Annotated in this window: 20 protein-coding genes; 10 read left to right on the top strand and 10 right to left on the bottom strand. The window is 73.5% G+C overall.

What is annotated here, in order from left to right; translation table 11 throughout:
- Nucleotides 1-150 precede the first annotated feature (150 nt).
- The gene (locus AB0D74_RS25885; protein WP_362591777.1) at nt 151-2,973 is read right to left on the bottom strand and encodes an FtsX-like permease family protein; all 2,823 of its coding nucleotides are present in this window, start codon (nt 2,971-2,973) and stop codon (nt 151-153) included.
- Nucleotides 2,974-2,978: 5 nt separating this feature from the next.
- The gene (locus AB0D74_RS25880; RefSeq protein ID WP_362591500.1) at nt 2,979-3,683 is read right to left on the bottom strand and encodes an ABC transporter ATP-binding protein; all 705 of its coding nucleotides are present in this window, start codon (nt 3,681-3,683) and stop codon (nt 2,979-2,981) included.
- A 73-nt stretch (nt 3,684-3,756) separates the two neighbouring features.
- Between AB0D74_RS25880 and AB0D74_RS25875 the strand changes: the two genes are divergently transcribed.
- A complete protein-coding gene (locus AB0D74_RS25875) occupies nt 3,757-4,335 on the top strand; it encodes a helix-turn-helix transcriptional regulator (RefSeq protein WP_362591497.1) in 579 nt (192 codons plus the stop codon).
- A 104-nt stretch (nt 4,336-4,439) separates the two neighbouring features.
- On the opposite strand, the gene AB0D74_RS25870 is transcribed toward AB0D74_RS25875, so the two are convergent.
- A complete protein-coding gene (locus tag AB0D74_RS25870) occupies nt 4,440-6,407 on the bottom strand; it encodes a UvrD-helicase domain-containing protein (protein WP_362591774.1) in 1,968 nt (655 codons plus the stop codon).
- 410 nt (nt 6,408-6,817) lie between these two features.
- Here AB0D74_RS25870 and AB0D74_RS25865 point away from each other — a divergent pair, with 410 nt between their 5' ends.
- On the top strand, nt 6,818-7,003 hold the full coding sequence (locus AB0D74_RS25865; protein WP_351957006.1) for a hypothetical protein: 186 nt from the start codon (nt 6,818-6,820) through the stop codon (nt 7,001-7,003).
- A gap of 144 nt (nt 7,004-7,147) precedes the next feature.
- Complete coding sequence (locus AB0D74_RS25860; RefSeq protein WP_362591772.1) at nt 7,148-8,296, top strand: glycosyltransferase 87 family protein; 1,149 nt, start codon at nt 7,148-7,150, stop codon at nt 8,294-8,296.
- Here the strand turns inward: AB0D74_RS25860 and AB0D74_RS25855 are convergent.
- Entirely contained in the window at nt 8,254-9,897 is a 1,644-nt protein-coding gene (locus AB0D74_RS25855) for a DNA repair helicase XPB (RefSeq protein ID WP_294001275.1), read from the bottom strand. The two genes, AB0D74_RS25860 and AB0D74_RS25855, sit on opposite strands and share 43 nt — an antisense overlap.
- Before the next feature lie 232 nt (nt 9,898-10,129).
- On the opposite strand from AB0D74_RS25855, the gene AB0D74_RS25850 reads away from it, so the two are divergent.
- Complete coding sequence (locus tag AB0D74_RS25850; RefSeq protein WP_362591493.1) at nt 10,130-10,672, top strand: hypothetical protein; 543 nt, start codon at nt 10,130-10,132, stop codon at nt 10,670-10,672.
- Between the two features lie 122 nt (nt 10,673-10,794).
- On the opposite strand, the gene AB0D74_RS25845 is transcribed toward AB0D74_RS25850, so the two are convergent.
- Nucleotides 10,795-13,341 (bottom strand): helicase-associated domain-containing protein, encoded by a 2,547-nt coding sequence (locus tag AB0D74_RS25845; protein WP_362591490.1) that lies wholly within the window; start codon nt 13,339-13,341, stop codon nt 10,795-10,797.
- A gap of 237 nt (nt 13,342-13,578) precedes the next feature.
- Between AB0D74_RS25845 and AB0D74_RS25840 the strand changes: the two genes are divergently transcribed.
- From AB0D74_RS25840 to AB0D74_RS25830, 3 genes are all read left to right on the top strand, one after another.
- Complete coding sequence (locus AB0D74_RS25840; protein WP_362591487.1) at nt 13,579-15,204, top strand: substrate-binding domain-containing protein; 1,626 nt, start codon at nt 13,579-13,581, stop codon at nt 15,202-15,204.
- A gap of 84 nt (nt 15,205-15,288) precedes the next feature.
- The gene (locus AB0D74_RS25835) at nt 15,289-16,203 is read left to right on the top strand and encodes a hypothetical protein (protein WP_362591484.1); all 915 of its coding nucleotides are present in this window, start codon (nt 15,289-15,291) and stop codon (nt 16,201-16,203) included.
- 266 nt (nt 16,204-16,469) lie between these two features.
- On the top strand, nt 16,470-17,108 hold the full coding sequence (locus AB0D74_RS25830) for an HAD family hydrolase (protein ID WP_362591482.1): 639 nt from the start codon (nt 16,470-16,472) through the stop codon (nt 17,106-17,108).
- Here AB0D74_RS25830 and AB0D74_RS25825 read toward each other — a convergent pair.
- On the bottom strand, nt 17,081-17,335 hold the full coding sequence (locus AB0D74_RS25825) for a hypothetical protein (protein ID WP_093501502.1): 255 nt from the start codon (nt 17,333-17,335) through the stop codon (nt 17,081-17,083). The genes AB0D74_RS25830 and AB0D74_RS25825 overlap by 28 nt on opposite strands.
- A gap of 188 nt (nt 17,336-17,523) precedes the next feature.
- On the opposite strand from AB0D74_RS25825, the gene AB0D74_RS25820 reads away from it, so the two are divergent.
- Complete coding sequence (locus AB0D74_RS25820; protein ID WP_089101875.1) at nt 17,524-17,907, top strand: cold-shock protein; 384 nt, start codon at nt 17,524-17,526, stop codon at nt 17,905-17,907.
- Between the two features lie 67 nt (nt 17,908-17,974).
- Here AB0D74_RS25820 and AB0D74_RS25815 read toward each other — a convergent pair whose 3' ends face one another.
- The 4 genes from AB0D74_RS25815 to AB0D74_RS25800 all read right to left on the bottom strand — a co-directional run bounded on the left by AB0D74_RS25815 (nt 17,975) and on the right by AB0D74_RS25800 (nt 21,423).
- Nucleotides 17,975-18,829: a 1,4-dihydroxy-6-naphthoate synthase gene (locus AB0D74_RS25815; protein ID WP_362591477.1), complete on the bottom strand. Its 855-nt coding sequence runs from the start codon at nt 18,827-18,829 to the stop codon at nt 17,975-17,977.
- The gene (locus AB0D74_RS25810; RefSeq protein ID WP_362591474.1) at nt 18,816-19,574 is read right to left on the bottom strand and encodes a futalosine hydrolase; all 759 of its coding nucleotides are present in this window, start codon (nt 19,572-19,574) and stop codon (nt 18,816-18,818) included. The genes AB0D74_RS25815 and AB0D74_RS25810 overlap by 14 nt, the downstream gene beginning before the upstream one ends.
- Nucleotides 19,544-20,017: a DUF2771 domain-containing protein gene (locus AB0D74_RS25805; protein WP_362591471.1), complete on the bottom strand. Its 474-nt coding sequence runs from the start codon at nt 20,015-20,017 to the stop codon at nt 19,544-19,546. The genes AB0D74_RS25810 and AB0D74_RS25805 overlap by 31 nt, the downstream gene beginning before the upstream one ends.
- Before the next feature lie 62 nt (nt 20,018-20,079).
- Nucleotides 20,080-21,423 carry an MFS transporter gene (locus tag AB0D74_RS25800; protein WP_362591468.1) on the bottom strand — a complete coding sequence of 448 codons (1,344 nt, stop codon included), beginning with the start codon at nt 21,421-21,423 and terminating at the stop codon, nt 20,080-20,082.
- Between the two features lie 609 nt (nt 21,424-22,032).
- On the opposite strand from AB0D74_RS25800, the gene AB0D74_RS25795 reads away from it, so the two are divergent.
- On the top strand, nt 22,033-22,959 hold the full coding sequence (locus AB0D74_RS25795) for a DUF3027 domain-containing protein (protein WP_362591465.1): 927 nt from the start codon (nt 22,033-22,035) through the stop codon (nt 22,957-22,959).
- A 263-nt stretch (nt 22,960-23,222) separates the two neighbouring features.
- Nucleotides 23,223-26,366: a molecular chaperone Hsp90 gene (locus AB0D74_RS25790; protein ID WP_362591462.1), complete on the top strand. Its 3,144-nt coding sequence runs from the start codon at nt 23,223-23,225 to the stop codon at nt 26,364-26,366.
- Nucleotides 26,367-26,468: the final 102 nt, after the last annotated feature.

Below are 26,468 nucleotides of genomic sequence, written 5' to 3'. Positions count from 1 at the left end.
GTCGGCGGGCCTGGTGGTGACGGCTCGGTCGGTGGATCGGTCGGCGGCTCTGGTGGCGACAGCCCGGTCGGCGGCTCCGTCGGCGGTTCGCTCGGCGATTCCCTCAGCGGTTCACCCGTCGGCTCACCACCCGTCGGTTCACCCGCCGGTTCACTCGGCGGCGAGCAGGTGGGCCGGGGCGATCCGGGACAGTCGACGGATGGGCACGGTCAGGGCCGCCACCACCAGGGCGGTCGCGGCGAGCGTGGCCAGCAGTGCGGCGCCGGTGACCGTGAGCAGGTGTCCGTGCAGCACGCCCCTGCCCAGTGCCAGCACCCCGGCCAGACCGGCCACCGCGCCGGACAGGCCGCCCAGCAGGGCCAGGCCGATCCCCTCGTAGAGGGTCAGCCGCGCCAGCTCGCGGTCGGTCCAGCCGGTCGCCCGCAGCACCGCGAGGTCGGCGGCGCGTTCGCGCTGCGAGATGACCAGGACGTCGATGGCACCGGCGGCGCCCAGCAGCAGGGACAGGGCGACGCTGAGGTAGTCGGCCTCGCGCGCCTGCGCCACCACGGCACTGCCGAGCAGCGACCCGGCCACCTCCCCCCGGAAGGCCAGTGTCAGGGCGAGCAGTACCGTGAAGGCGGCCACGCCCAGCGCCAGCCCCGCCGCGCCCAGCAGCGTGCGGCCCCGCACCCGCAGCAGGTTGAGCACGGCCAGCCCGGCCACCGAACGCACCGGGCGGGCGCGCCGGGCCGCCGCCACCGGGGGCCGGACGGCCTCCATCGGGCCCAGCCGGGTGGCGAGCCAGGCGGGGACCAGGCCCGCGGCCGTCGCCAGCAGGAGCGCCACCGGGAGTACGAGGAGCGCCTTGGCCCCGGCCGCGGGCTGTCCCAGCAACAGGCCCAGCACGTACGCGAGCAGCGCGCCCGCGGCCCCGGCGGCGAGGCCGATCACCGCGAGTTCGCCGAGCACCAGGCGGAGTACCTCGCCGCCGCTCCAGCCGAGGCAACGCAGCGTGCCGATCTCGGTGCGGCGCGAGCGCACCGAGGCCAGCGCCGCCTGCCCGAGGAAGAGCGCACACACGACGAGGACCAGGACGAAGAGCACCGCGCTCTTGGTGTCCACCGCCCGGAGGATGCGCAGCGCCACGCCCTTGGCGACCCAGCGCTCCGTCACCTGCGCCGACCCGCTCAGCGCCACCGTCCGCGGGGCGGGCGAGCTGCCGACGGTGACGTCGACCTGGAGCCGGGGGTAGGCGGCCCGGATCGCCCCGGCCACGGCGTTCACCCGGGCCCGGGAGGCGGTGTCGACGCCGGTCACCCCGGCCACCCGGATCCTGATCGCGCTCACCGGCGCCCGGTCCTGGAGGCCCGCGACCCGGCGGCTCTTGGTGAGCGCGGTGACGGAGTCCATCGTCGTCAGCATGGTGGGCGGCGGGCTGAGGTAGCCGCCCAGGTTGCGGTCGGGCCGCAGCGGCCTGCCCTGGAGCTTCGCCCGGGTCGCGGCGTCCGCGCCGGTGACCTGCGGCGACTGGTAGGTCTCCAGCGGGTTGTCGGAGAGCGCCGAGAAGCCGTGCAGCCTGCCGGTGTCGTAGCGGCCGACCAGGCGGACGAAGGGGTTGGGCAGGCGCCCGGAGTCGACGCCGTCACAGGAACCCAGCCCGATGCAGTCCGTGGCGGCGTGACTGGTCACCTTCCGGTACTGGATGCCCTGGTGGTTCTCCTCGGGGACGCTGCGGAACGGCTGCTGGTCCGCGGTGATCCACAGGCCGCGCTTCTGGGGCGGCTGCGGCTGCGCGGCGAGGCCGCCGTCGGAGGTACGGCGGTAGGTGACCGGGCCGACCGTCCAGTAGTTCCCGGTGTCGAACGAGTCTTCGGTCAGCGCCTTCCGGTAGCCCTTGCCCAGGTCGACCCGGGTCCTGCCCACCGTGGTGCCGCGCAGGCCCCGGACGAAGCTGTCGGCCGTCGGGTTGCCCAGCTTCGAGGGCAGCTCGGCCGGGTCGCCGACGTCGAGCCGCTGGACGGTGGCGTCGAGCGTTCCGGTGGTCAGCGGGTCGTCGCTGAGCAGCGCCGGGATGTAGGAGTCGTGCTGTCCGTGGACGCTCTTGGCGGACGACACCGTCCACGGCTTGTCCCGCTCGGTGAGCATCCGGCCCGAGGTGACGGCGGAGCCCAGGCCCACCAGCTCGTCCTCGGCCGCCGGGTCGACGGCGGCCAGCAGCACGGGGTAACTGACCGGGACGTCGATGGTGGCCTTGTCCCGGCCGGACTGGCAGTTCATCCGCGAACTGAGGTCCGGGTCGAACGGCGACCTCTCTCTGAGGTCCTCGGCGATGAAGTTCGGCCTCATCGGCAGGTTCAGGTTGAACTCGGTCTGCTCGGTCTTGTCCCAGTTGAAGTAGAAGCAGACGTCGTACTTCCCCTTCAGCTGATACCGCCGGGTGCTCTTGTCGACCGCGCCCGCTTCCAGGGTGTCGGACTGGAACAGGTCCTCCTCCTTTCCCGCCGAGGTCAGGGGGGAGCGGGTGAGGTAGACGTACTCGTCGGCGGTGCGGTAGGCGCCCAGTCCGGAGGTGAGCGTCGGGCTGATGCGCAGGATCTGCCGGGACGCGTCGGAGTCCAGGAAGCGGGACACGTCCACGGTGACCGTGCTCGACACCATCAGGTAGCCGATGTTGGCGACCGGTGCGGCCACGTCGACCCCGGCCAGGCCGCGGATGCGCCGGTACTGGTCCATGGTGATGCCGCCGAACGTGCCGGACAGGAAGTTCGGCGCGACCAGGCCGCTCTGCCGCTCCACGGCCGTCTGGGAGCCGGGCGGGCGCACCAGGACGTCGTACGCGGACCGGGCGTTCTTCCGTACGGTGCCCACGGTGGTCGCCTGGCTCGTGCTCACCGTCGAGGTCAGCAGGGTGAAGCTGGTCGCCGCCACCAGGATCCCGGCGGCCAGGGCCAGTGCGCGCCCGCGCCGCCGCCGGAGCTGGTCGAGGATCATCGTGATCACGGGCGCAGGCCCCCCAGCCGGTCCAGTACGTCGCCGAACGGCGTGACCCGCTGGTCCGAGGTGATCCTGCCGTCCTGCAGCCGCACCACCCGGTCGCCGTTGGCCGCGACCTCCGCGTCGTGGGTGGCGATCAGCATCGTCATCCCGTACCGCTCGCGCAGCGACATCAGCAGGTCGATGATCTCCCGCCCGATGACGCTGTCCAGGTTGCCGGTGGGCTCGTCCGCCAGCAGCAGCCCCGGCCGGTTGACCAACGCGCGGGCGACGGCGACGCGTTGCTGCTGGCCGCCCGACAACTGCGAGGGCAACGCGTCGGCCCGGTGGTCCAGGCCGACCGCTTCGAGCAGTTCCATGCCGCGCGCACGGCGGTCGAAGTCCACCCTGCGCGGCAGGACGGGGGCCAGTACGTTGTCCAGCGCGGTCAGCGCGGGCAGCAGGTGGAAGCGCTGGAAGACGAAGCCGATCCGCCTGCGGTGCCGGTCCAGGTCCCGGCGCACGAGTTCCGTGCCGTCGATCTCGACGTGTCCCTCGTCGGGCCGGTCCATGCCCCCGGTCACGTGCAGCACGGTGGACTTGCCGGCACCGGACGGCCCGGTCAGCATCACCACCTCGCCCGCCGCGACCTCCAGGTCGACCCCGTCCAGCGCGGTCAGCCCGGGATACCGGCGGCTCACCCCGCGCAACGCCACGCTCACAGCCATCGATGCAGCCTCGCCCTCGCACCTACATTGCGGCAATTCAGGGGTATGTTGTCACAATGTAGAAGGGACGTATATGCCGCTCCACCACGCCGTGCTCGCGCTGCTGACCCGCCGGCCGAATCACGGATACGAACTCAAGGCCCGGTTCGAGGAGGCCATCGGCCCGCAGTGGGGTGGCCTGAACATCGGGCACCTCTACCAGATCCTCGAACGGCTGGTCCGCGACGGCTATGTCTCCCGCTCGCAGGTCACGCAGACCGACCGGCCCGACAAGAACCTCTACACGCTCACCGAGGCGGGCGAGGCCGAACTGCGCTCCTGGGCGACCACCGCCTGGGTACGGGTCGGCGGCTTCCGCGACGAACTCTTCCTGAAGCTCCTCGGTGCCTCCGCGCTGGGCCCGCAGGCCCTGACCACGCTGATCGAGTCGCAGCGGCAGACATACCTCTCCGAACTCGCGGGCCTGGCCCGGCAACGCCGGGCCCACGCCGCCGAGCCACTGGTCGCCGTCCTGATCGACGCCGCCGTCGCCCACACCAAGGCCGACCTCGAACTGCTGGACAGCGCCGCCCAGCACCTGGGCCCGCTCGCCGCGACACACGACGACACGCAGACGCAGGCGCAGGGCGAGTCCCGCGCGGAGTCGGCCTGAGCGCAGCGCCCCGTAGGGGGCGCGGGGAACTGCGCGACCAGCCACGACGGCGCCGCAGTCGGCACACGGCACATCGTGGCGCTTCCGGCGCAGGACCGGCCGGCTCAGACCAGCTGCGGCGGCAACGCGGCCGTGTGGGTCACGATCAGGCCGGACACGGCCCGGGTCAGCGCCACGTACAGGCGCCGCAGGCCCGTGCGCTCGTCCGGTTCCCCGTCGACGACGGCCCGCGGCTCGTCGAGGACCACGTAGTCGTACTCCAGGCCCTTGGCCAGCGACGCCGGGACCAGGGTGAGGCGGGTCTCGGCCGTGGTCTCCTCGCCGGGGGCCAGGTGACCGATGCCGGCCGCCGCCAGCGCCGCCGCCAGCTCGGGCACGCGCGCGTCCGCCGCGATCAGGCCCGTCGAACCCTCGTTGCGGAGCAGCTCCTCGCACGCCGCGACCACGTCCGCGGTCTCCGTGACCGGACGGAGGGCGAAGAAGCCGGGGTTCTCACGGACCGAGGCGACCGGGGTGAGGCCGGGGGCGATGTGCGGGAGGAGCCGGGAGGCGTAGGCGATGACGTCGGTCGGGACGCGGAAACCCGCCGTCAGCTCCTCGATCACGCCCTCGGTCTTGCCGAGGTGGGCCAGCGCCTCGTCCCAGCTCCGCGTCGCCCACGGCGTGGTGCCCTGCGCCAGGTCGCCGAGGACGGTCGCCGAACCGGTGGTGCAGCGCCGGCCGACCGCGCGGTACTGCATGGGGGAGAGGTCCTGCGCCTCGTCCAGGACGACATGGCCGAGCGAGTGCGTGCGCTGCACGAGGTCCGTCGTCTCGTCGATCAGCACCGCGTCCGCGGCCGACCACCTGGCCGCCTTGACGCTGCGTACCGGCTTCGCCCAGACGATCGTCTTCTGCTCGTCCTCGTCGAGGATCCCGGCGGCGTGCTCCGCGAGGAAGTCCGCGTCCGTGAGCAGGCGCAGCACGAGCTTCGCCGGGTCGACCGGCGGCCAGACCTGCTTGACGGCCGCCTTCACCGCCGCGTTGCGCGCCACCGAGTCCTGCACGCGGTCGTCGGGCGCCTCCCCCGAGCGCTCCATCTGGACCAGCACGGCGTGCGCGATGCGCTGCGGCAGGGCCTCGCGCGCGGCGCCGTACCGGATGCCCCGGTCCAGCAACTCGCGGACGATGACCTCCAGTTCGTACGCCGGGACCCGCCAGCGCCGGGAGCCGCGCACCACCACGACCGGTTCGGTGGGCGGCGTGACGTGCGCGTAGACGGCCCTGCGCAGGACCTCCGCCATCCGGGCGTCGCCCTTGACGACCGCGGCGGGGGCGTCGTCGGTGCCGCGGATGTCGACGTCCCGTGCCACCAGGTCGTCCACCGTCGCCTGCTGCACGGCCAGCTCGCCCAGGGCCGGCAGCACCTGCTCGATGTAGTGCAGGAAGGACCGGTTCGGCCCGATGACCAGGGTGCCGGTGCGGGCGAGCCGCTCCCGGTGGGCGTAGAGGAGGTACGCGACCCGGTGCAGGCCGACGGCGGTCTTCCCGGTCCCCGGGCCACCCTGCACGCACACCGTTCCGCCGAGCCCGCTGCGCACGATCTCGTCCTGCTCGGGCTGGATCGTCGCCACGATGTCGCGCATCGGGCCGACGCGCGGGCGCTCGATCTCCTGCTGGAGCAGCTTGCTGGTGCGGGCCGTTTCGGCGGGGTCGGAGAGGTGCTCGTCCTCGTACGCCGTGATGTCGCCGCGGGTGTACCCGAAGCGGCGGCGCAGCGCGATGTCCATCGGGTCCTTCTTGGAGGCCCGGTAGAACGGCTGGGAGACCGGCGCCCGCCAGTCGATGACCATCGGGTCGCCGTCGTGGTCGTGCACGTGCCGGCGCCCGATGTAGAAACGCTCGCCGTACGCGCCTTCCGCCTGGTCGGCGCCGGGGGCGTGCAGGTAGTCGAGGCGGCCGAAGAACAACGGGGTGTCGCTGAGGTCGGCCAGCGCCTTGACGCGCTCCTCCATCTGGCGGGCGAGGACCTCGGCGTTGACCCAGTTCGCGGTGACGTCTCTGATGTCCAGCGACTCGACGTCCTCGCGCATGGCACGCAGGGCGGAACGGGACTCGGCGAGGTGGGAGCGTTCCCTGGAGAGCGGGTCGTGGGCGGGCGTGGACAAGGGGGTGCCTCCGAAGGCCTGCGGGTCGATGGCGCTCAGGTGTGGATGGCGCACAGGTGGCGATCTGCCGACCGGTTTCCGTCCGGGCGGCGGCACTCCGGGAGACGGAGGCGGGCAAGAGCGGAGATTCTAGTGAGGTGCGGGCGGGGGAAGCGAATGGATTTCCTGGGGGCAGCGTGGGCAGCGCACCCGTCCCGCAACCCCTAGGGGAAGCGTCACCCGCAGGGTGGGGCCGGGCTGGGGGGCGGGGTCCATCGGGGGGTGGACGGCGGTATGCCGGAAATTGGACCCGTGGACCGATGCCGTACCGGCACCCGGAGTTCCACCATGGAGACATGAGCGCAGCAACCATCCACCCAGCCCCCAGCCGTCCCCCGGGCGCCACGGCCCTCGACGGAGTCCCGCAACCCCACCACCGCCTCGGCGACGCCCTGCGCGCCGTCAAGGTCTTCGTCAGCGCGGCGTTCAGCGTCGCGATACTCGGTGAGTACGGCGAGGAAGCGGGCATACGCCGCAAGTAACGGCATAGGGTCGCCTCCGTGCCGAACCGGACGGTGACGTCACCCCCTGCCCCGCCCGCCTCCCGCCCCCTGCTTCTGTCCCTCTCCTTACTGACGGTCTCCCTCTGCTCCTTCGCCGCCCTCTGCATCCTGCTCCGCGCCCCGATGGCCGACCTGCTGGTCTACCGGGCCGAGGGCGAGGCCGTGGTCCACGGCGGTGACCTGTACGGCTTCACGGTCACCGAGTGGCGGCTGCCGGCGACGTATCCGCCCTTCGCGGCGGTCCTGTTCGTCCCGACGACAGTGATCCCGGTCCCGGCCCTGAAGGCCCTGTTCCTCGCGGGCAACGCGCTCCTGCTCGCCTGGGTCGTCGCCCTCTCCGCCCGCCTGGCCGGCCGCACGGCACCCCTTCCGCTGCTGTGCGCGGCGACCGCACTCGCGCTCTGGCTGGAGCCGGTCTTCCAGACCCTCCTGTTCGGCCAGGTCAACCTGGCGGTCACCGGCCTGGTCCTGTGGGACCTCACCCGTCCGCCCGGCGCCCGTGCCAAGGGCCTGGCCCTGGGCATCGCGGCGGGCGTCAAGCTCACCCCGGCGATCTTCATCGCCTACCTGTTCCTCACCGCGCGCAGAAAGGAGGCGGCCACCGCGACGGCGTCCTTCGCCGGTACGGCCCTGTTCGGCGCCCTGCTCCTCCCGGCGGCGACCGTGGACTTCTGGACGCGGCGCCTGTTCGAGACCGGCCGGGTCGGCAAGGCCTGGATCGTCGACAACCAGTCGCTCCAGGGCCTGGTGGCGCGGGCCACGGGCACGGCGGCACCGGGCCTGGCCTGGGCGGTCCCGGCGGCGGTGGTGGCGGCGACGGGCCTGTGGCTGGCCACCCGCGCGCACCGTGTGCACGGCTCCGAGAGCTGGGGCGTCCTGCTCACCGCGTTCACGGCCCTGCTGGTCTGCCCGATCAGCTGGTCCCACCACTGGGTGTGGTGCGTACCGCTGCTGGCGGTCCTGCTGGCCGAGGGCCGGACCCTCCTCGCGGCCACGGCGGCGCTGGTCTTCACGGCCCGCACGATGTGGCTGGTGCCCCACGCGGGCGACCGTGACCTGCACCTGCCGGGGTGGCAGCAGCTGTGCGCATCGCCGTACCCGCTGCTGGCGCCGGCGCTGCTGGCAGGCGCCGTCGCGGCCCGGCGCAGGCAGGGACGGAGGCTGCGGCGGAGCGACACCCCGCCGGGCAGCCCGGGCGCCGCTCTGCCGGACGCGCTGCCGGACGGCTCTCAGCCCTCGGCCAGCAGCTCGTCCGCGTCCATGATCCGGTAGGCGTACCCCTGCTCCGCCAGGAACCGCTGCCGGTGGGCGGCGAAGTCCTGGTCGATGGTGTCGCGGGCGACGACCGAGTAGAAGTGGGCCTGGTGGCCGTCGGCCTTGGGGCGCAGCACCCGCCCCAGCCGCTGTGCCTCCTCCTGGCGGGACCCGAAGGTGCCCGAGACCTGGATGGCGACCGTCGCCTCCGGCAGGTCGATGGAGAAGTTGGCGACCTTCGAGACGACGAGCACGCTGATCTCGCCCTCGCGGAAGGCGTCGAAGAGCTTCTCGCGCTGGGCGTTGGAGGTCTCGCCCTTGATGACGGGGGCGTTCAGGTGCTCGCCGAGTTCGTCGAGCTGGTCGATGTACTGGCCGATGACGAGGATCTGCTGACCCGCGAAGCGCTTCACGATCGCCTCCGTGACCTTCCGCTTGGTCGCGGTGGTCGCACAGAAGCGGTACTTCTCCTCGGTCTCGGCGGTGGCGTAGGCCAGCCGCTCCGAGTCCGTCAGGTTCACCCGCACCTCCACGCAGTCGGCGGGTGCGATGTAGCCCTGCGCCTCGATCTCCTTCCACGGAGCGTCGAAGCGCTTGGGCCCGATCAGGGAGAACACGTCCGATTCCCGGCCGTCCTCGCGCACGAGGGTGGCCGTCAGCCCCAGCCGCCGGCGCGCCTGGAGGTCGGCGGTGAACTTGAAGACGGGAGCCGGCAGCAGATGGACCTCGTCGTAGACGATCAGACCCCAGTCCCGGGAGTCGAAGAGCTCCAGGTGCGGGTAGACGCCCTTCCGCCGGGTGGTGAGCACCTGGTAGGTGGCGATGGTGACGGGCCGGATCTCCTTCCGCGTCCCGCTGTACTCGCCGATCTCGTCCTCGGTGAGACTGGTCCGCTTCACCAGCTCGTGCTTCCACTGCCGCGCGGAGACGGTGTTGGTGACGAGGATCAGGGTCGTCGACTTGGCCTGCGCCATGGACCCGGCCCCGACCAGCGTCTTCCCGGCCCCGCAGGGCAGCACCACGACACCGCTGCCGCCGTGCCAGAAGTTCTCCACGGCCTGCTTCTGGTACGGCCGCAGCGCCCAGCCGTCCTCGGCGAGCTCGATCGGGTGCGCCTCGCCGTCCACGTACCCGGCGAGGTCCTCGGCGGGCCAGCCCAGCTTCAGCAGGGTCTGCTTGATCTGCCCGCGCTCGGAGGGGTGCACGGCGACGGTGTCCGGGTCGATCCGGGCGCCGACCAGCGGGATGATCCGCTTGGAGCGCAGGATCTCCTCCAGGACCGGCCGGTCGGTGGTGGTGAGCACCAGCCCGTGCGCCGGGTGCTTGGAGAGCGTCAGCCGCCCGTACCGGTCCATCGTCTCGGCGATGTCGACCAGCAGGGCGTGCGGCACCGGGTAGCGGCTGTACTCGACCAGCGCGTCCACGACCTGCTCGGCGTCGTGCCCGGCCGCCCGCGCGTTCCACAGCCCCAGCGGGGTCACCCGGTAGGTGTGGATGTGCTCCGGCGCCCGCTCCAGCTCGGCGAAGGGCGCGATCGCCCGACGGCAGTCGTCGGCCCGCTCGTGGTCGACTTCCAGGAGCAGGGTCTTGTCGGACTGGACGATCAGAGGACCATTCACGCGCGGCACCCTTTCCCTTCGGCCCGTGTGGCCATCGCCATGGCGGCCGTCGTCACGGACCAAAGTTCCAGTGTGCCTCATGTCCGAGCGAACACCTTCGCCGTTCGGCGGAACGCGCACCGCCCGTGACCGGCTTCAGTGGCCATCTGATCGTCCTGTGCAACCTTGGGCCCGTTTCGGATGTCATGTCCGAGGGAGACGCGGACGACCGCGACTCGGTGGGGAGGCTGGGGTGACGTCCGTACGCATCTGGGGTACCGGCGCGGGGGCCATGGCGATACTGGTGGCGGCCGGTGTGTGGGCACGCGGGTCGAGCGCGGTGGACGCCGGGCTGTGGGCCCAGGTGCGTCCCGCGATCGAGGCGCGGCTGGTGACACAGTCCGCAGGGACCGGGGCCGGGGAGAGCGAGCCTGCTCTCAGGTCGCGGTGGTTCTGCCGGGCGGAGGTGCTGGACCTGGAGGAGAGCGGGGGCCGGGTGCGCGCCGGCGTCAACACGCTGTGCGAGGAGTACGGGGAGCGCGCGGGTGCCCTGGTGCTGTGCACCGGTGCGGAGATACCGGAGGTGGTGCGGCTGGAGAGGGCCCCGTCCGACAGTGGCTATCGCGTCGTCTCCGAGGAACAGGCGCCGGAGGACGACAGCGCCGAATGGGAGGAACACCACTTCAGCCACTACGCGGCGTCCCACCTCGACAAGGGAATGACGTCCACCGGCCTCCAGACCGCAGCCCGCACCCACTTCGGCCTCCCGGCCGAGGCACCGGTACGGGACTGCTGACAGCGCCAGGCAGAAGCACCCCGAACTGAAGCGCCCCGAAAGGGGCGCGGGGAACTGCGCGACCAGCCACGACGGTGCGGTAGCCGAACGACGGCACATCGTGGCGTTTCCAGCGGAGCGTTTCAGTCCTCCGCGAGCTCGGCCACGCCCGTCACCCGGTGCAAGGGATAGGTGCGGACCTCGTCCGCCGTGTGGTCGTACGCCGTGACGAAGCCGCCCTCCACGCGGATCGGGGCGATGACCCGCTGGCTGGCGGTGCCCTCGGCGTTGACGTAGCCGATCCAGAGCGTGTCGCCGGTGAGGACGGCGGCCTGCATCGTGGCGAGCGTCTCCGCGGCGGTGGTGCGCGGGAGCTCCCCGCCCTTGACGGCCGCGCCGCCCGCCTTGCGCGGGGCGGTGGCCGCGAGGTCGCCCGCCCGGATCGCCCGGATCGCCGCCGCGAGGAGCGTGGAGTCCGGCGGCGGCGGCCCGTCCGGCACCGGCTCGGGCGCCGTGCGCGGCGGGGTGCGGTGCGCGTGGGCACGGGTGATCAGCACGTCGCCCTCGGCGGACTCGGCGGCCGGCGCGTACCCCATCGCGCGCAGGCCCTCCAGGAGCGCCGCCGGGTCGGCCTGGGTGGCGAGCACCGTCGGGGCCAGCCGGCGCAGACGCAGACCCGACGCCCGCTTGTCGGCCATGATCTCGTTGAGGACGGTGTCGTCGTCGCAGCGGACGTACGCCGAGGCCGCGCCCACCCGCAGGTGCCCGTGCCTGCGGGCCACGTCGTCGATCAGGTACGCGAGTGGCTGCGGCACCGGCGTGCGGGAGTGGGTGGTGAGGAAGGCGTGCAGGTCGGCGGCGGTCTGGCCGGCGTCCAGTGCGCGCCGGACGGACGCGGGCGTGAAGCGGTAGACCGTGGCGCCGCCCTTCGACTCGACGTCGGCGAGGACCCCCAGCGCGTCGGCGAGCGGGCGGCGCAGCGGGCCCGGGGCGACCGCGGTCAGGTCGGCCTGGAGCAGGACGTGGTCGAGGGGCTCGGGCAGCAGCGGGGTGAGCAGCCGGCCCGCGGTGGCGGTGGCGACGGCCTGCTCGGGCGGGGAGAGGGGTTCGAGGGCGGGGGCGAGGTGGTGCCGGTGCACCGGGAGCTTGTCGCCCGGACCGGACGGTTCCGCCGCCTGCTCGGCCGCCTTCTCGGGTGTCTTCCCGGCGGCCGGTGCACCGAGCAGCGCGCGGCCGTGCGCCGACAGCGCCCCGCGTCCCGTCACGCCCAGCAGCTCGGCCTCGGACAGGGTCCAGCGGGCCAGCCGGGTGCGCAGGTCGTCGCCGCGCTGCTGGGGGCCGCGCAGCGGGCGTTCCCAGCGCAGCCGGGCCAGCACCGAGTCGGCGGTCGGTGAGGTGCCCTCCGGGAGCCCGGCGAGGAGGGTCAGCACCCGGTGCCGTACCTCGGGCGCGGCGGAGCGGTCGAGGCCGGGGCCGAGCGCGGACAGGGCGCGGTCCTTGGCGTCCCGGCCGCCGACCAGGCCGGAGGTGCGGGTCGCGGTCAGCCAGGCCTCGGCGAGCCGGGCCCAGCGTTCGGCGGGCGGCCGTTCCAGCCACTCGTCGTAGGCGGGGGTGGCCGCGAAGCGTTCGTCGGCCTCGCCGTCGGAGGCGAGCAGCCCGGCCGCGTAGGCCAGCTCGACCCAGAAGGCGGCGACCGGCTCGGGCAGGTCCAGGGCGACGGCCGTCCGCTTGAGGTCCCGGACGCTCAGACCGCCGGCCCGCAGCACCGCGGGACCGCCCTCGTCCCAGTCCTTCAGCAGCTCCTCGACGGTCGCGAGGGTGGTGTACGCCTGCCCGGCCGCGGTCGCGTCCACAACCTGTGGACGGTGGGCGGCGGCGGGCTCGACGGCGGGCGGCACGGGCTCCGGTTCGCGGTGGGCGCGGCCCTCGCGCAGGTGCAGGGCGACCTCGCGGGGCAGCACCACGGTGCCGGGCGCGGTCGGCAGCAGCAGGCCGCGGTCGAGGAGCCAGCGCAGGTGGGCGGCCGGCTCGGGGGCGATCTGCCCGTACGGCGGCCCCCAGACCAGCCGGGAGAGGACCTCGCGGGACTCGGCGGGCGCCGCGGCGAGCAGTTTCGCCATCTTCTTGCGGTGCCCGAACAGCTTGGTGAGCGCGTCCACCGCGGAGACCGAGTCGTGCGTGGAGGGCAGCCCGGCGGCGGCCACGATCTCCTGGATCCGACCCGGCGACATCCCCGAGGTGGCCTCCCGCACGCTCGGGCCGAGACCGGTCGGCGACGGGTGCTGCGGGGACGGGGCGAGCACCTCGCGCGCGGTCCGCACCAGCCGCAGCCGGTCGTCGTCGCCCCACACCAGCGCCTGGTCGCGGAGCGCGGCGACGGCCCGCGGCAGCTCGGCGGCGACCGCCGGGTCCCCGCCGTCCCCGGCCATCAGGCCGAGCAGCTCCTGGTACGACGCCGGGTCGCCGGCCACCGCCAGCGCCTCCGCGCTCTGCAGGGCGAAGCGGTCAAGGCGTTCCAGCGCGCGCAGCACCGAGGCGCGGGTGCCGGCCCGGGTGGCCAGCTGGGTCAGGTCGGTGGGGACGGGGGTGATGAGGTCGGGGCGGGCACGCAGCAGTGCGGCCAGGGAGGCGTCGTCCCTGGCCCGAAGCGCCTCCGCGAGGGAACGCGGCGGGGTGGCCGGGTTGCTCATCCGACCCACGGTAGCGGGTGCGGGGCGGACACCGGGATCACCTGCCCCGAGGCCGTTCCTGTGTAAGGGGCAGCCACCGGGCGAACGGAACGTTGCGGAGATGTCCGGCGAATGAATTTCAGCGGGAGGATCACGGCACCTCTGGCAACACTCGGCACCCGGTCGTCACCCTGGGCTCCCTGGCAACCGCGCGAAGTCAACAACGCGGTGGGACACGACGATTCGGGGGATGCGGTCGTGCGAACGCTCGGCGTCGAACTCAACTTCAACAACGTCGTCGCGATCTTCAGCGTCGTGATCCCGGTGCTGGCGTTCTTCTGGGAGTTCGTCGTCATCCGCCGAAAACGGCTCGGCTACCGCCTCCAGATGGACACCCTGGCCACGGACACCGCGCACGCGCCGAGCGCCGACGTGCTGGCGCGGATGCGGGACGACGGCCACGAGCTGGTGGAACCGTCGTTCGTGCTGGTGCGGATCGAGAACGCCGGCTGGCGGGAGATCGTCCCCGGCGACTACCTGACCCCGCCCGACGACAAGACCGGCATCCGGGTGCTGTTCCGGGACCGCCGGGTCGTCGGCATGGCGGTGACCGAACTCAGCCAGCCCACCCTCCGGCACTTCTTCGTCACCACCCGCGAGGGCAGGACCCAGGAGACCGACGGCTTCGGGAAGGACTGGGAGGACGGCGTCGGCGTCATCCGGCTGCCCAAGGTGACGCTGAACCCCGGCGCCCACTACAAGATCCTGGCCGTCCTGGAGCGGCGCGGCGGCAGCGAGCACGCGCCCTTCCCGCCGCCGGAGTTCCAGGCCGCGGTGACCGGGGGCATGGACCACTCCTTCGCCTGGGTCCGCTGGCTGGCCCGGCTCAAGCTGGCCCACACCGAGAGCCACACCTTCGCCTCCCGGCCGGCCGTGGGCGGTCTGGCCCTGCTGGCGGCGGCGGTCCTCGTCCAGGCGAGCCTCACCCTGTTCTTCCCCGCCAAGCCCGCCCCGCTGGACTGCGTCGGCGGCACCCTGCACCTGTCGGGCTCGACCGCGTTCGCGCCCGCGGTGACGGCGGCGGCCAGGCAGTACACGAAGCTGTGCGCGGCCAAGAAGGCGGACATCCCCGTCGACGACGGCACCTTCCAGAGCAGCACCGACGGCCTCACCACGCTCCAGCAGGCCGGCAAGGCCGCCGGGATCAAGGGCGACGAGGGGCTCGGCGACCACATCACCTTCACCGACGGCCCGGCCGAGGGCAACCACGCCCAGCTGCTGCCCCGGCCGGTCGTCTACTCCCTGTTCAGCCTCGTCGTGAACGACGCCGCCGATGTCCACAACCTCTCCCTCCGGCAGATCCGCGACATCTACGCGGGCAAGGTCAGGAACTGGTCCCAGGTCGGCGGCCACGACGTCCCCGTCCACCTCGTCAACCGCCACCGCGGCTCCGGCACCCGCAACGCCCTCGAACAGCGGGTCCTCGCGGGCAGGTCGGTCCCGGAGGCCGACGTCAACGACTGCGCGGCGCTCGGCACGGACAAGTACGGCGTCTGCGAGGTCAACACCACCGACAGCCTGCTGGACGCCGTGAGCGCCGACCCCGGCGGCCTCGGCTACAGCGAGGTCAGCAGCGTGCCGGCGGGCAACCTCGTCAAGCTGGACGTCGGCGGCATGCCCCCCACCCTCGAAGGCGTCGAGCAGGGCACGTACCCGTACTGGCAGACCGAGTACGCCTACACCTACGGCGAACCGCCCGCCGGCTCCCTCGCCGCCGCCTTCCTGCGCTACCTCACCGACCAGGGCGGCAAGGACATCCTGCGCGAGTACGGGAACCGGCCTTGCTCCGAGACCCGTTACCCGCTGGTGTGCAGGCCGACATGAGCCGTGGCCTGCGCTACCGTCGTTCCGACGGGGTAAGCCAAGACGGTAAAGCCAAGACAACGCACCGGCCCCGGAGGGGACTTCGTGGGTATCGAGAGCGACCAGGTCGTCTACGAGTATCTGAGCCGCGTCGGGGACATCGCGCACCAGCGCCAGTTGTCGTCGGCCGAGCGGATGCGGCTGGTCTCCGGGCTGCGCAACGACATCGACCGGCAGCGGGCGAAGGCGACCGTCGACAGCCCGGCCGCGGTACGGCGCATCCTGGACCGGCTGGGCACGCCCGACGCGGTCGTCGAGGCGGCGGGCGGTACGCCGGCGGCCGGGGCGCCGCAGCCGCCGTCGGGCACGGTCCCCGTCCAACGGGACGGGGAGCCCTCGGTACCGGCCGAGGACCTGCGGCGCGTCGTGCCGCGTCCCCGGCCCGCCGAGCCGGACGGTGCGGAGGCGCCGCCGCCGGACTGGTGGCGGGTGGACAGCAGCCCGTTCGGGGACGGCGACGGGGTGCCGGGGTTCGTCGGCGGGGTGGAGATCCCGGAGCTGCTCAGCAGGCCGCGGCTGCGGAAGCCGGAGCCGGCGGAGGAGGAGCCGGGCAAGCCGGAGGCGCCCCCTGTGGTGGAGGAGGCCGCTCCGTCCGGACGCCGCCGCTTCCGCCCTGCGGCCGTCGGCTGGAGCAACCCGCTCCTCCTGCTGGCCGCCGCCGCGCTCGTGGTCGGTGCGGTCCTCGGCAACTGGTTCGCGCTCGTCCTCGGCTGGGCCATCGCCTACGGCTCCCGGCGGCTCACCCCGGCGGAGACGAAGCTGGCGGTGATGTGGGTACCGGGGCTGTCCGTCGCGGCCGGCCTGGTGTGGCTGTGGGGCCGCAGCGCGGGGCGCTGGGGCGCGCCGATCGCCCAGGGGCAGATGAGCGGTGCGGTGGGGGAGACCTGGCCGTGGGTCGTACGGGGCGCTGCGCTGGCCTCGGCCGTCTTTGTGGTCTGGCGGTCCCAGAGAACGCGGTAGGGGGCGGGGCGCCCGCGCAGTTCCCCGCGCCCCTGAAAGACAAAGACATAGCCGCGGGCAGCCGCTCCACCGCGGGCCGGTGGGGGCTGGTCGCGCAGTTCCCCGCGCCCCTTGCGGGGCTACTCAGCTGCGGGCAGGCGTGCCGCAGGGCGGCACGGGTGGGCGCGGCGGCACCCGGCCAGCGCCGGTGAGCGTCCCCACCCCCACCCCAGCCCCCACCCACGGCACCCTCCACCCGGCACCCCCCACCCTGCAAAATGGCCCGTATGACTCCTCGCCCCCTCCCCCTCGGCACCGTCGGGTTCGATCTCGACATGACGCTCATCGATTCCCGGCCCGGCATCCACGCCACCTACGTGGCGCTCGCCGAGCGGACCGGGACGTACATCGATGCCGATCTGGCGGTGACCCGGCTGGGGCCGCCGCTCGCCGAGGAGTTGGTGCACTGGTTCCCGGCCGAGCGGATCGCGGAGGTCGGTGATCTGTACCGGGCGATGTACCCGGAGATCGCCATCGCGGCGACGCCCGCCATGCCGGGCGCGCGGGAGGCGATCGCGGCGGTGCGGGAGGCCGGCGGGAAGAGCGTGGTGGTCACCGCGAAGTACGAGCCCAACGCGAAACTGCACCTCCGCCACCTCGGCATAGTCCCGGACGCGGTCGTCGGCGACCTGTGGGCCGAGCAGAAGGCGGTGGCGCTGCGCGAGCACGCCGCCGGCGCGTACGTCGGCGACCACGTCGGAGACGTACGCGGGGCGCGCAAGGCGGGAGCCCTGTCGGTGGCGGTGGCCACCGGGCCCTGCGACGCGGAGGAGCTGCGTGCGGCCGGCGCCGACGTGGTGCTCGCCGACCTCACCGAGCTGCCCGCCTGGCTGGCCGGCTACCGGGAGGACGCCTCCCGCGCCTGACGGCGTCCGGCCGCGACCGACTGGAGCACTCCGGCGGCGGCGACCAGGAAGCCGACGCCCATGAGCATGCTCAGCAGGTACATGTACGTCGGAAAAGGCTTCGCACCGAGGAACAGCGGTATCACGGTGACGAGTGTGGCCACCGTACCGATGAAGAAGACCACGGCTCCGGCGCGGACCAGTCGGTCACCGGGCCCGGCGGAATTCGCTTGGGTTTTGTCACGCACTCGACCAGGGTAGTTCCCTGCCCGAAGGAACAACCGGGCGACGTCTTGTCACGCGCCCGAAGACCATTAGCCTTGGTACCGGCGGGTCGTGGTCGACCCGCCCGAGTGCTATCAAGGCCCGTTCCAGAGCTGTTGCATTCAGAAGTTTTCCGAGCAGTTTCCGACGAGATACGAGGACGAGGACAGACGTGCCTACCGGCAAGGTCAAGTGGTTCAACAGCGAGAAGGGCTTCGGCTTTCTCTCCCGCGACGACGGCGGTGACGTCTTCGTCCATTCCTCGGTTCTCCCCGACGGGGTCGACGCACTCAAGCCGGGCCAGCGCGTGGAGTTCGGCGTCGTCGCCGGTCAGCGCGGTGACCAGGCGCTGTCCGTGGTCCTGCTCGACCCCACCCCGTCGGTCGCCGCCGCCCAGCGGAAGAAGCCGGACGAGCTGGCCTCGATCGTGCAGGACCTGACGACCCTGCTCGAAAACATCACGCCGATGCTGGAACGCGGCCGTTACCCGGACAAGGCCGCCGGATCGAAGATCGCCGGGCTGCTGCGCGCGGTCGCGGACCAGCTGGACGTGTAGCCGGGTAGTCGCGTGACCGCGCAAGCGGCATATGCCTCTCGGAAGCGGGTAAGTCCCGTGCGTTTTTTCAGGGGAAATCGAGTGCGTGCGGGCCGAGGGGCGGGACGAGTCCCTCGGCAGCCGCGCGGGTGAGCAGTCCGCGCACCGCCGCGTAACCGTCCTCGCCGAGTTCCGAGGTGAACTCGTTGACGTAGAGCCCGATGTGCTGGTCGGCGACGGCCGGGTCCATCTCCTGGGCGTGCGCCATGACGTACGGCCGGGAGACCTCGGGATCGTCCCAGGCCGCGTGGACCGAGGCGCGGATCGAGCCGGCGAGCCGGGTGAGCGCCTCGGCGCCCAGCGAGCGCTTCGCGATGATCGCGCCGAGCGGGATCGGCAGGCCCGTCGTGCTCTCCCAGTGCTCGCCCATGTCGGCGAGCTTGTGCAGGCCGTAGTTCTGGTACGTGAAGCGCGCCTCGTGGATGACCAGCCCCGCGTCGACCTTCCCGTCCCGTACGGCCGGCATGATCTCGTGGAAGGGCATGACGACGATCTCGCCCACGCCGCCGTCCGTCAGCGTGTCCGCGGCCCAGAGCCGGAACAGCAGGTACGCGGTCGACTTCTCGCTCGGTACGGCGACGGTACGGCCGGTCAGGTCGGCCCCAGCCTCCCGCGTCAGCACCAGCGGCCCGCAGCCCCGCCCCAGCGCGCCCCCGCAGGGCAGCAGCGCGTACTCGTCGAGGACGTACGGCAGCACGGCGTACGACACCTTCAGCGCGTCCGACTCGCCGCGTTCGGCCATGCCGTTGGTGATGTCGATGTCCGCGAAGGTCACGTCGAGCGCGGGCGTGTCCGGGATCCGGCCGTGGGCGAGGGCGTCGAAGACGAAGGTGTCGTTCGGGCAGGGCGAGTACGCGATGCGCAAGGAGTCAGCGGTGGTCATGTGGGTTCCAACTCTCCAGGGCGGGCACGAGCTTCCCGAAGGCCTCGGTCAGGGCGGCCAGGGCGTCGCCGATGCGCCAGGCGGCACGGTCGCGGGGGCCGACGGGGTTGGAGACCGCGCGCAGCTCCAGCACGGGCACGCCGTGGGCGACGGCCGCCTCGGCGACGCCGAAGCCCTCCATGGCCTCGGCGAGGGCGCCCGGGTGCCGGGTCCGCAGCGCGGCGGCGCGGGCGGCGGTGCCGGTCACCGTGGAGACGGTGAGTACCGCTCCGGGGCGGGCCCCGGTGGCCTGCGCCATCACTCGGACGAGTGAATTTTGTGGACGGTGGCTGACGGTTCCGAAGCCCAGTTCGGTGACCGGCAGGAATCCGTCGGCCGTCTCGGCGCCCAGGTCGGCCGCGGTGATCTCGTCGGCGACGACCAGGGAGCCGACCGGGGCCTCCGGCTGGAAACCGCCGGCGATCCCGGCGGAGACGACCAGCGCGTAGGGGCGGCCGTCGAGGGCGGCGGCGGTGAGGGCGGTCGCGGTGCCGGCGGCGGCGAGGGCCGGACCGACCCCGGCGGCGAGCAGGCCGTACCCGCCGGCGGCGCGCAGCAGCGGGACCTGGCCCGGCAGCCGTACCTCCTCCGCCGTACCGTCGGGGAACGCCCGGGCCACCGCGTCCCGTTCGGCCGGGACCGCGGTGACCACGAGGATCCGCGCGGCGGACGTGGTCAGGCGTCCTTCTTGAGCTTGAAGGACCACAGGCCCAGCACCGACTTGTCGCCCTCCTTGATGGAGACGAGCGTCGAGTTGCCGGAGGCGCCGTACTGGGCGTTGAAGAACACGCTGCCCGGGATGGTGCGGTAGGTCTTGGTGCTGGAGTCGGTGAGCGCCTGACCGTTCATCAGGATCGTCCAGCCGTTGTCCGCGATCTTCGGGTCGACGCCGAAGCGGACGGTGTCGTCCGGGTCCACCTTGATGGACTTGATCCCGGTGTCCTTCAGGCACTTCGTGAGGGACGCGGTGTCCAGGGCCTTGCCGTCGTTGTAGCAGGTGGCCTCGGAGTTGACCGAGTTCGTGCCGACGGTGACCGTGGCGATCGGCGTCGGCTTGTCACAGGCAGACAGGACGAGCAGTCCGGCGGAAACGGCGCCGGCGGCGGCGACGACGCGGCGGCGTCGCGAGCGGGAGTGCAGCGTGGTCATGGCCGAAGGCTATCGGGCGCTCCGGGCCGTCTCCCCATGTGGGGTACGGCGTGCCCGGTTCGTTACGCCACTCGCGGGCGCGTACGGGTGCCGTGCCGGGCGGAGCCGAGCAGGCCACGCAGGGTCGCCAGCCAGCCGACCGCCACGATCGCGGCGGCCACCACAAGCCCCAGGGTGCCGTTCAGCGGCATCACGATGCCCACCGCACCGCCGAACACCCAGGCCACCTGGAGCAGCGTCTCCGAGCGGGCGAACGCGGACGTGCGCACCAGTTCCGGCACGTCCCGCTGGATCAGCGCGTCCAGGGAGAGCTTGGCCAGCGCCTGCCCGAAACCGGCCATCGCCGCCAGCACCGCCACCAGGAAGGCGCCGAAGAACAGCGCCGCGACGATCGCCGTGCCCAGTACCAGGGCCACCGCCCCCACGATGATGATCTCCGGCGCCCGGGAGCGCAGCCAGGACCCCACCGCCGTGCCGAGCGCGTTGCCGACGCCCGCCGCGACCCCGACTACCCCGAGCGACACGGCGGCGCTCTCACCGGTCAGCGGGTGCTCGCGGAGCAGGAACGCCAGGAAGAAGATCAGGAAGCCGGAGAGGCAGCGCAGGGCGGCGTTGGCGCCGAGGGCGTGGGTGACGGCCGGCCCGACCGTCCGCAGCCCCGGCCGCTTCGCCCCCTGCCGCAGCGGGCCGTGCAGATGCTCCTCGTCGGCGGCGAGCAGCGCCACGTCCTCGCCCTTGGCGGAGTCGACCTTCGGCGGCAGCGAGAAGGAGAGAAAGGTTCCCGCCACGAAGATCACGAAGGCGCCGTAGAGCGGCCACGGGTCGCCGATCGCGTGCAGCCCGGCTCCGACCGGGGCGGCGACCCCGGTGGCGAGCAGCCCGGCCAGGGTGACCCGCGAGTTGGCCTTCACCAGCGAGAACCGGGGTGGCAGGAGTCTGGGCACGACGGCACTGCGCACCACGCCGTACGCCTTCGACGCGACCAGCACCCCGAGCGCGGCCGGGTACAGCTCCAGGCCGCCGCCGGCCACCGCGCCCGCGATGATGAGCGCGAGCAGCGCCCGGGCGAGCATCGCGCCGGCCATCGCGGCGCGGCGGCCGTGCGGCAGCCGGTCGAGGAGGGGGCCGATGACGGGGGCGAGGACGGTGAAGGGCGCCATCGTGATGGCGAGGTAGAGCGCGACGCGGCCACGGGCCTCGTCGGTGGGCACGGAGAAGAACACGGTGGAGGCGAGCGCGACGGTGATCATCACGTCCCCCGCGCCGTTGACCGCGTGCAGCTCGATCAGCTTCCCCAGCCCGGACTCGCCGGCGCCGTGCGCGTGGGTGGCCTTGCGGATGGAGCGGGCGGTACCGGTCACCGGAAGGTGCAGGGCACGCCCGACCGAGCGGACGGCACCGCGCATCCGGCCCGCACCGCTACCGACCCCTACAGCCCGTTGGGGTGACCTCGCGGTTGCCACGTGCTTCATAGTGCCCTGAGAGTGCAGCCCCTAGTGCACTTTGGGCCAAGCGAGTCGCGGGGGGCCGGGGGTGGGGCCGTGGGGTGGGGACGCTCACCGGCGCTCGCCGGCGCTCGCCGGGTGCCGCCGCGCCCACCCGTGCCGCCCTGCGGCACGCCTGCCCGCGGCTGAGGAGCCCCGTAAGGGGCGCGGGGAACTGCGCGCCCAGCCCCCACCCACCCGCACCCGACCCACAACCCGCCACCACCCCAAAAAAACCAGCCCCTCGCCTTCAGAGCCACCCCCCCTCTTGCGCCCACCCTCACCCCGCCTCGAAACCGGCCCGCACCCCACCCCCGTCGGCTCTCCTCCTCCCCGCTCGCACGCCGGACTGTCCCCATCCACCGACGACGGGGTAGCGTGCGTATCTCAGCCATAAAGCAGAATGGATGGCATAGGTGCGCCCGAGCGCGATCGGACGCGGACGTCGATGCGGCCCACAGGTCCGCTCCGTCCGCCCCACCGCCGGAGGCAACCGCACTCGTGAGACGGCGTAGGAGAGAAGCGATACCTGTGAGCGCAGCGACAACGCGAAGCCGCACCCCCGACCGTCTGTGCGCCGAGGCCGTCGACCTCGCCCGTGGAGCAGCCGAGGAGGCCGCCGCACCAGGGGTGGTCGGCGAGCACGCCGGCGCGGTGGCCGAGGGCGATCGCGTGGTCACGCACTTCTTCGAGTGCAAGGAACTGGGATACCGCGGCTGGCGCTGGGCGGTGACCGTGGCCCGCGCCTCCCGCGCCAAGGTCGTCACCCTGGACGAGGTGGTCCTCCTCCCCGGCCCCGACGCCCTCCTCGCCCCCGAGTGGGTGCCGTGGAGCGAGCGGCTGCGCCCCGGCGACATGGGCCCCGGCGACCTGCTGCCCACCGAGGCCGAGGACCTCCGCCTGGAGCCCGGCTACACCGGCGAGGACGGACCGGAGCCGAACTCCCCGATCTCGGAGGAGATGGAGGAGCTGGCGGAGGCGGAGGACGCCGACGTCACCGCGGGCACCCCCGCACACCTCCCCACGGTTCCCTCCCGCGGCACGATCGCCTCGGTCGCCGAGGAACTCGGCATGCGGCGCGCCCGGGTCCTGTCCCGCTACGGCCTGCACATCGCCGCCGACCGCTGGGAGGAGGCGTACGGCGCCACGACCCCCATGGCCCAGGCGGCCCCCGCGACCTGCGTGAGCTGCGGCTTCCTCAGCCCCATCGGCGGCTCCCTCGGCCAGGCCTTCGGCGTCTGCGCCAACGAGTTCTCCCCGGCCGACGGCCGGATCGTCTCCCTCTCCTACGGCTGCGGCGGCCACTCCGAGGCCGCCGTCATGCCGAAGCCCCCCCAGCCGGCCCCGCCGGTCGTCGACGAGACCAGGGTCGACCCCTTCCCCCTCCGCCCCGCCTCCGACTCCGGTTCGGTACCGACGACGGAGGACGAGACGTCGGCGGAGCTGGGCCACTCGTAGCGGTCCGACACCTCGTCGGCCAAAGGGCCGGGGTCTGTCCAGCCGGGCCGCGTCACCCGCGCCCCGGCAGCCGGACCCGAGGCGGCCGGACCCGAGGTGGCCGGACCCGAGGCGGCCGGACCTGGGGCAGCCGGACCTGGGGCAGCCGGGCCCTGGAACGGCTTGGGCAGCCGCGCTTGCGATTCTCCGCCGGGTGAGCCGGGCGGGCGGACGGAGCCCCGGCGCGCGGTACCTTCGTCCTCACGTCGACTTGGAGAGTGAACGTGAGCAAGTTCGTGCGGCCCGCCGCCGAGGGTGCCGATCCCTTCGGCACCGCCCGCCTGCGCCGCGGTGTCCTCGACGCATGGGCCACCAGCCCCGCCCGGTTCCGTGAGGACGCCAACGCCGAGGAGGACCTGGTCCTCGGCGGGTACCGGGACCGGCTCGTCGTGGAGCTCGCACAGAACGCGGCCGACGCGGCTGCCCGCGCCGGGGTGCCCGGACGGCTCCGGCTCACCCTCCGCGACGGCGTCCTGTTCGCCGCCAACACCGGCGCCCCGCTGGACGCGGCCGGCGCCGAGTCCCTCTCCACCCTGCGCGCCTCCGCGAAGCGGGGGGACAGCGAGGGGGCGGTCGGGCGGTTCGGCGTCGGGTTCGCCGCCGTACTGGCCGTGACCGACGAACCCGCGGTCGTGGGGCGGCACGGCGGGGTCCGCTGGTCCCTCGCGGAGGCCCGGGAGCTGGCCGAGGAGACCGCGGCCCAGAGCTCCGGCCTCGGCGACGAGATCCGCCGCCGCGACGGCCATGTCCCCCTGCTCCGGCTCCCGTTCGCCGCCGAGGGCACCGCCCCCGACCCGTACGACACCGTCGTGATCCTGCCCCTGCGGGACACCGCTGCCGCCGACCTCGCCGAGCGCCTCCTCGCCGCCGTGGACGACGCCCTGCTCCTCGCCCTTCCCGGGCTGGAGGAGGTCGTGGTCGAGAACGCCGACACCACCCGCACCCTGCGCCGCAGCACCGACGGCGCGCTCACCGTCGTGGCGGACTCGCAGGAGGGCACGACCCGCTGGCGTACCGTCTCCGCGCACGGACCGCTCACCCCCGACCTGCTCGCCGGCCGGCCCGTCGAGGAGCGGCTGCGACCGCACTGGTCGCTGACCTGGGCCGTGCCCACGGACGGCGAGGGCGCCCCCGACCGGCCGCGCACCGCCGCCGTCGTACACGCCCCGACCCCCAGCGACGAGCCGCTCGGCGTGCCCGCCCTGCTCATCGCCTCCTTCCCCCTCGACACCACCCGCCGGCACGCCGCCCCCGGCCCGCTCACCGACTTCCTGGTGCAGCGCGCGGCCGACGCGTACGCCGAACTCCTCGCCGACTGGCGGCCGGTGGGGGAGGGCATCATCCACCTGGTGCCCGGCCCGCTCGGCAAGGGCGAACTGGACGGCGCGCTGCGGCAGGCGGTCCTGGACCGGCTGCCGCGCACCGCGTTCCTGCCGCCCGCCATCGAGCCCGACGGCCTCCACGGCCCGGACGACGCCGAGGACCCCGGCCTTCCGGAGGCACTGCGGCCCCGCGACGCCGAGATCGTGGAGGGCGCGGGCGCGGAGACCGTCCGCGTCCTCGCCGAGGTGCTGCCCACCCTCCTGCCCGCCGGTCTCGAACGCCGTGTGGAACTGCGGACGTTGTCCGTGGCCCGGCTGCCGCTGGCCGACGCCGTCGACCGCCTGGCGGGTCTGGAGAAGGACCCGGACTGGTGGTGGCGGCTCTACGACAGCCTCGCGGGCGTCGACCCGGAACGGCTCTCCGGCCTGCCGGTGCCGCTGGCTGACGGGAGGACCACCATCGGTCCCCGGCAGGTTCTGCTCCCCACCCCCGACGAGACCGCCATCGACCCCGAGGTGCTCACGCGGCTCGGTCTCAAGGTCGCCCACCAGGACGCCGCCCACCCGCTCCTGGAGAAGCTCGGCGCCCTGCCCGCGAGTCCCCGCGCGGTCCTCACCACCCCGCAGGTGCGGGCCGCGGTGGCGGCCTCGCTGGACGACGAGGGCGGAGTGAACTGGGAGGAGGACGCGCCGGACGCCGAGGAGCTGGCCGAGACCGTGCTGGCGCTGGTCCGGGACGCCGGACTCGAGCCCGGCGACGAGCCCTGGCTGGGCGCGCTGGCGCTCCCCGACGAGGACGGCGAGCCGGCCCCGGCCGGTGAACTGGTCTTCCCCGGCAGCGCCTTCGCCCGCGTCATCAGGCAGGACGAACTGGCGTCCGTGGACGCCGAGTTGGCCGAGAAGTGGGGCGAGGGGCCGCTGGCCGCCTGCGGGGTGCTCGCGGACTTCGCGCTCGTCCGCGCCACCGACGTCGTCCTGGACCCGGACGAACTGGAGCCCCGCGAGGGCGACTTCGCCGAACCCGACGACGCGGGCCTGCTCGACGCCGTCGACGTCTGGTGCGAGGACATCCTCGACCGCTTCCCGGACACCCCCGTCCCGCCGGTCGCCACCGAGCTGATCGCCGTCCGCGACCTCGACCTCGTCGACGAGGACCACTGGCCCGAGGCCCTCGCCCTGCTCGCCCGGCCGCCGCTGCGCGACGCCCTCACCCAGCCGGTCCGCATCCTGCTGCCCGACGGCACCCACGAGGTCGTACGGCCGTACACCGCGTGGTGGCTGCGCGGGCACCCGGTCCTCGACGGCCGCCGCCCGGCCGGCCTGCTGGCGGCAGGCGGCGACCCGCTGCTGCGCGGCCTGTACGAGGAGGCCGACGCGACCGGCTTCGAGGACGAGCAGGTGCTGCGGGCGCTGGGCGTACGGACCTCGGTGGCCGCCCTGCTCGACGAGCCCGGCGGCGCCGCCGAGCTGCTCGACCGCCTCGCCGACCCGGACCGTTCCGTCACCGGCGCCCAGCTGCACGCGCTGTACGGCGCGCTGGCGGACCTGGACCCCGAGCAGGTGACCCTCCCCGACGAGGTGCGGGCGGTGATCGACGGCCGGGTGGAGGTCGTGGACGCGGCGGACGCGGTGGTCGTCGACTCGCCCGACCTGCTGCCGTTCACGGCCGGTGTCCCGCTGCTGCCCGTACGGCCGTCCCGGGCCGCCGAGCTGGCCGACCTGTTCCAGGTGCGGCGGCTGAGCGAGTCGGTGACGGGATCGGTCGACTCGGAGGGCACGGAGCACGACGTCCCGGATCCGGTGCACGTCCTGCTCGGCCCGCGCACCCCGCGGACGTACGTCGAGCACGAGGAACTGGTCGTCGACGGCGTCGAGATCGACTGGCGCCTCACCGGGGACGGCGTCCTGCACGCCGCGACCCTGGAAGGGGTGGCCGCCGGTCTCGCCTGGGCCGCGGGCCAGTGGCCGCGCCGCTTCGAGGTGGCGGCCCTCCTGGAGGACCCGTCCCGGACGGAGGAGCTGGCCCGGGACCGCTGGTTCGACTGAGCTTCACGGATCGCACACAAGTTTAAAGATTCGTACAACCGTCCCCCCGTCCCCGGAGTCTGATCAGCGAGTCAGCAAGACTCGCTGATCAACTCAACGTGG

The organism is Streptomyces sp. NPDC048278 (assembly GCF_040652195.1).
Lineage (GTDB): Bacteria > Actinomycetota > Actinomycetes > Streptomycetales > Streptomycetaceae > Streptomyces.
This window is presented reverse-complemented; position numbering and strand designations above follow the sequence as displayed.

Bases quoted from the DNA above. Each gene is read 5' to 3' on its own strand.
- AB0D74_RS25830 (WP_362591482.1), top strand. From the start codon at position 16,470: ATGACTCCTCGCCCCCTCCCCCTCGGCACCGTCGGGTTCGATCTCGAC.
- AB0D74_RS25860 (WP_362591772.1), top strand. From the start codon at position 7,148: ATGGCCGACCTGCTGGTCTACCGGGCCGAGGGCGAGGCCGTGGTCCAC.
- AB0D74_RS25880 (WP_362591500.1), bottom strand. From the start codon at position 3,683: ATGGCTGTGAGCGTGGCGTTGCGCGGGGTGAGCCGCCGGTATCCCGGG.
- AB0D74_RS25845 (WP_362591490.1), bottom strand. From the start codon at position 13,341: ATGAGCAACCCGGCCACCCCGCCGCGTTCCCTCGCGGAGGCGCTTCGG.
- AB0D74_RS25800 (WP_362591468.1), bottom strand. From the start codon at position 21,423: ATGCGCGGTGCCGTCCGCTCGGTCGGGCGTGCCCTGCACCTTCCGGTG.
- AB0D74_RS25885 (WP_362591777.1), bottom strand. From the start codon at position 2,973: ATGATCCTCGACCAGCTCCGGCGGCGGCGCGGGCGCGCACTGGCCCTG.
- AB0D74_RS25805 (WP_362591471.1), bottom strand. From the start codon at position 20,017: ATGACCACGCTGCACTCCCGCTCGCGACGCCGCCGCGTCGTCGCCGCC.
- AB0D74_RS25870 (WP_362591774.1), bottom strand. From the start codon at position 6,407: ATGCGCGAGGACGTCGAGTCGCTGGACATCAGAGACGTCACCGCGAAC.
- AB0D74_RS25815 (WP_362591477.1), bottom strand. From the start codon at position 18,829: ATGACCACCGCTGACTCCTTGCGCATCGCGTACTCGCCCTGCCCGAAC.
- AB0D74_RS25865 (WP_351957006.1), top strand. From the start codon at position 6,818: ATGAGCGCAGCAACCATCCACCCAGCCCCCAGCCGTCCCCCGGGCGCC.
- AB0D74_RS25875 (WP_362591497.1), top strand. From the start codon at position 3,757: ATGCCGCTCCACCACGCCGTGCTCGCGCTGCTGACCCGCCGGCCGAAT.